Raw genomic sequence first — 3,927 nt, forward strand, 5'->3', positions numbered from 1 at the left:
GCTAACCTGTACTAATTGCCCGTGAGGCTTGACCATATAACACCCAAACAATTTGTGGTGTCGATGGTGAAGTCGACAGACCGAAAATTTGCGAGAACTGCAAGCCTCTATCACGTATCCAAGGGATAGCGTCCATGACGAGATCCCAACCGAATTGCTTGACGACCATAGAGCGTTGGAACCACCTGATCCCATCCCGAACTCAGAAGTGAAACGACGCATCGCCGATGGTAGTGTGGTGCTTCACCATGTGAGAGTAGGTCATCGTCAAGCTCCTATACGAACGCCCAGTTTGCTAACGCAGACTGGGCGTTCTTCTGTCCGCGCAAAAAATGCGGCGGGGCGTCAAACCGCTTGCCGAACCCCGATGGCGCGCCGCCGCCAACTCTCTGGGCCCTGATCGCCGAAGCGATCCAATGCAGTTCTGATGCAGCCAAAGAACTCTTGGAGTCGAAGGCGCATGCTATGTGCGTCGGACGGTTGAGTGATGGCCTATACGCTTAACGTTCAAGTCATGGGTTTTCTATGCAAGCCGAGGGCGCGTCGTTATCATTTCAGCCTTGTTCGTGGTGGGGCCTGAGATGCTGGCATTGTTGAAATTACTACAGGATGGACAATTCCATTCTGGTGAGGCCCTGGGGGGGGCGCTTGGCATCAGTCGTAGTGCCGTCTGGAAGAAGTTGCAGGGGCTGGAGCGGGAGCTTGGGGTTGAGATATTCAAGGTCCCGGGGCGTGGTTATCGATTGTCCTCACCAATGTCTCTGCTGGATGCAGATCTTATCGCTCAGGCTTCAGGCCGTGTTGGTTGGCCGGTTTCTCTTGTAACGACTATCGACTCAACCAACGCCGAGGTATTTCGGCGTCTGGAGCGTGGCGTAAAGGCACCTTTTGTGTTGTTGGCGGAGTGTCAGACTGCCGGGCGTGGACGCAGGGGGCGTGTCTGGGTCAGTCCGTTTGCCGAGAATCTTTATTGCAGCCTGGTATTGCGTGTCGATGGGGGGATGAGCCAGGTCGAGGCGTTGAGTCTGACGGTCGGCCTGGCAGTTGCTCGTGCGCTGAAGACGCTTGGTGTCGCCGCTGTGGGCTTGAAGTGGCCAAACGACGTTCTTTGGGAGGGGCGAAAGTTATCCGGCATCCTGCTGGAGTTGGCCGGAGATCCGGCTGACGTTTGTCATGTGGTAATCGGTATCGGTATCAATGTGAATATGCCGGTCGAAGCTACTGTCTCGATCGATCAGCCCTGGACATCTCTGCGGCAGTGCCTGGGCGGCTCGGTGGATCGCAATCAGCTAGCGATCGAGTTGTTGCAGCAGTTGCATATTCATCTGGAAAGACACTGGCAGGGGGGCTTTGCTGCTCTTCGTGAAGAGTGGGAGGCTCTGCATGTTTGGCGTGGTCGAACAGTGAGCTTGACTGCTGGGCAGAACACGATTGTCGGGGCAGTACTGGGCGTGGATGTGCGCGGCGGGATTCGCCTGGCTGTTGAGGGGCGGGAGCAGGTCTTCAGTGGTGGTGAACTGAGCTTGAGGTTGCAGCATGATTCTTGAGCTCGATTGCGGCAATAGTTTCATCAAATGGCGGCTGCTCTCTGCTCGGGAGGGTGATTGCCTCAAGGCTGGAGTGGTTGAGTCTGATCCGGAGCTCTTCGAGGCCCTCGCGCAGTTGCCTGGCCTGTCTCCTGAATACTGTCGTCTGGTCAGCGTGCGTAGCGATGTGGAAACCGGACAGTTGGTGAGTCGCCTGCGCGATGAGCTGGGCCTTCAGGTTGTCTGTGCAAAGCCTGCTCTTCAGCAGGGCGATGTGCGTAATGGCTACGCTGACTATAAGCGATTGGGCCTCGACCGCTGGTTGGCAATCCTCGGTGCTTATCGGCTCGGTCGGCGGGCCTGTCTGGTTATAGATCTGGGGACGGCAATTACGATTGATCTGGTTTCGGACGAGGGAGAGCACTTGGGAGGATTCATCTGCCCTGGATTACCGCTGATGAGAGATCTGTTGGGTACTCATACTCGGCGGATCCGATATGATCGCCAGGCTGCAGAAGAGGCTCTTTGCTCGCTTGATCCCGGGCGGGCAACGGCAGAGGCAGTTGAGCGTGGTTGTCTGCTGATGCTGCGTGCTTTTGTTGAGCAGCAGTACCAACAGGCCTGTGCGCGGTTTGCCGCCGGCTTTGATGTGTTTCTGACCGGGGGGGATGCGGAACTGGTTAGTGATATCGTGCCACGTGCCCGGGTTGTCCCGGATCTGGTATTTGTTGGGCTGGCAATCGCCTGCCCTCTGGACTGAGGTTGGGCTGTGCGCTGGACTCTGCTATTGCTCATCCTGGTTAATGCCTTTTACTACGTCTGGCACCAGCAGCAGGTGCCGCTGCGAGCGAAGGTGGTTGAGTCTTCGGTGGTCTACCCGGGGGCGCTTCAGGGAATTCGTTTGCTGGATGAAGCAGAGGTTCCGCGAGAAGATCACAAGTCGCGTTCGGATCGGTCTATGGCTGATGCGGCTGCTTGTCTCTATCTCGGCAGCTTCGAGGAACTGGAAGAAGCCAAGGTTGTACAGCAGCGCTTGCTGAGTCTGGATATCCAGGCGGATGTCCAGGGTGTCGACATGACTGCCGGTGTCGAGTACTGGGTCTATCTGCCTCCTCTGGCTTCTCGTCAGGCCTCATTGCGCCAGCTGCGTGAGCTGCAGGCGCGACGCATTGATAGCTACATCATCACTCAGGGTGACCTGGTAAATGGAATTTCTCTTGGGATATTTCCGCGCAGTGATTCGGCCGAGAGTGTCTTGCAGCGTTTGCGAGAGATTGGCTACGAGCCGCGGATGCGCGAACTGTCTCGCGCGCACCGGAGTTTTTGGGTGCGAGTAGCTCGAGAGAGTCGTCGTCTGGCTGATGAATTCCTGATGGGGCAGCTTGCGGGAGACTTTGTTGGGTTGCAGCATCAATTAATGCCGTGTGAAGGCGTTGCATTGCCGTGAGAGTTTGCATAGAATGGCGCCCGCTTCGCAGGGTGGTCAAAGTTGGTTCCCGACGAAGATGCTGTCAAATTAGCTAACCTCAAGATTTTAAATGAGAAAAAGCTTGACAGCAGGGTGGCAGATCTAGAAAATGCCGCCTCACTTTGGAGGGGTTCCCGAGCGGCCAAAGGGATCAGACTGTAAATCTGACGTCATCGACTTCGAAGGTTCGAATCCTTCCCCCTCCACCAGATTCAGCGTGAGCTGCAAGCTCCGCGGGCATAGTTCAGTGGTAGAACCTCAGCCTTCCAAGCTGATGATGCGGGTTCGATTCCCGCTGCCCGCTCCAAGTTTGTTGCTTGTGCAAAGAGTTTGGCTCATGTAGCTCAGTTGGTAGAGCACACCCTTGGTAAGGGTGAGGTCAGCGGTTCAAATCCGCTCATGAGCTCCATCTTGCAAAGGCAGATATGAAAATATCTGCCTTTGTTTTAATGGTTGCGTGGCTTGCTCAATTCTTCGCTAGGAGACGGTCAAGATGGCTAAAGAGAAATTTGAACGTAACAAACCGCACCTCAACGTTGGCACCATCGGTCACGTTGACCACGGTAAGACCACTCTGACCGCTGCCATCGCGACCGTCTGCGCCAAGACCTGGGGCGGTGAGGCCAAAGGTTACGACCAGATCGATAACGCGCCGGAAGAGAAGGCTCGTGGTATCACCATCAACACCTCGCACGTAGAGTACGACTCCCCTGTTCGTCACTACGCGCACGTTGACTGCCCCGGCCACGCCGACTACGTGAAGAACATGATCACCGGTGCTGCCCAGATGGACGGTGCGATCCTGGTTTGTTCGGCTGCTGACGGTCCCATGCCGCAAACTCGTGAACACATCCTGCTGTCCCGTCAGGTTGGTGTTCCGTACATTGTCGTGTTCCTGAACAAGGCCGACATGGTTGACGACGCTGAGCTGCT

The 3,927-nt window shown here is 56.0% G+C and carries 4 protein-coding genes, 3 tRNA genes and 1 rRNA gene; all 8 read left to right on the forward strand.

The annotated features are described in order from the left end of the window. Positions 1–157 precede the first annotated feature (157 nt). Positions 158–273 (forward strand): 5S ribosomal RNA (rrf, locus tag NCCP436_RS17410). Between the two features lie 308 nt (positions 274–581). Beyond that, positions 582–1,547, forward strand: a complete 966-nt coding sequence (birA, locus tag NCCP436_RS17415) for a bifunctional biotin--[acetyl-CoA-carboxylase] ligase/biotin operon repressor BirA (protein WP_220805223.1) — start codon at positions 582–584, stop codon at positions 1,545–1,547. Then, positions 1,537–2,286: a pantothenate kinase gene (locus tag NCCP436_RS17420; RefSeq protein WP_220805224.1), complete on the forward strand. Its 750-nt coding sequence runs from the start codon at positions 1,537–1,539 to the stop codon at positions 2,284–2,286. Before birA ends, NCCP436_RS17420 begins: the two co-directional genes overlap by 11 nt. 9 nt (positions 2,287–2,295) lie before the next feature. Continuing rightward, positions 2,296–2,973, forward strand: coding sequence for an SPOR domain-containing protein (locus NCCP436_RS17425; protein WP_220805225.1), 678 nt, complete (start codon positions 2,296–2,298; stop codon positions 2,971–2,973). A gap of 145 nt (positions 2,974–3,118) precedes the next feature. Continuing rightward, positions 3,119–3,203: transfer RNA gene (locus tag NCCP436_RS17430), tRNA-Tyr, on the forward strand. 24 nt (positions 3,204–3,227) lie between these two features. Next, positions 3,228–3,301 (forward strand) — tRNA-Gly (locus NCCP436_RS17435). 26 nt (positions 3,302–3,327) lie between these two features. Further along, positions 3,328–3,403: transfer RNA gene (locus NCCP436_RS17440), tRNA-Thr, on the forward strand. Between the two features lie 84 nt (positions 3,404–3,487). Continuing rightward, positions 3,488–3,927, forward strand: a 440-nt coding sequence (locus tag NCCP436_RS17445) for a GTP-binding protein (RefSeq protein ID WP_220805226.1), incomplete at its 3' end; no start/stop codon positions are given.

It is taken from the genome of Pseudomonas sp. NCCP-436 (genome assembly GCF_019656335.1).
Taxonomy (GTDB): Bacteria; Pseudomonadota; Gammaproteobacteria; order Pseudomonadales; family Pseudomonadaceae; genus Aquipseudomonas.

What these genes read in the sequence shown, in the direction of transcription:
- NCCP436_RS17420 (WP_220805224.1), top strand. Translation starts at nt 1,537, where the DNA reads ATGATTCTTGAGCTCGATTGCGGCAATAGTTTCATCAAATGGCGGCTG.
- birA (WP_220805223.1), top strand. Translation starts at nt 582, where the DNA reads ATGCTGGCATTGTTGAAATTACTACAGGATGGACAATTCCATTCTGGT.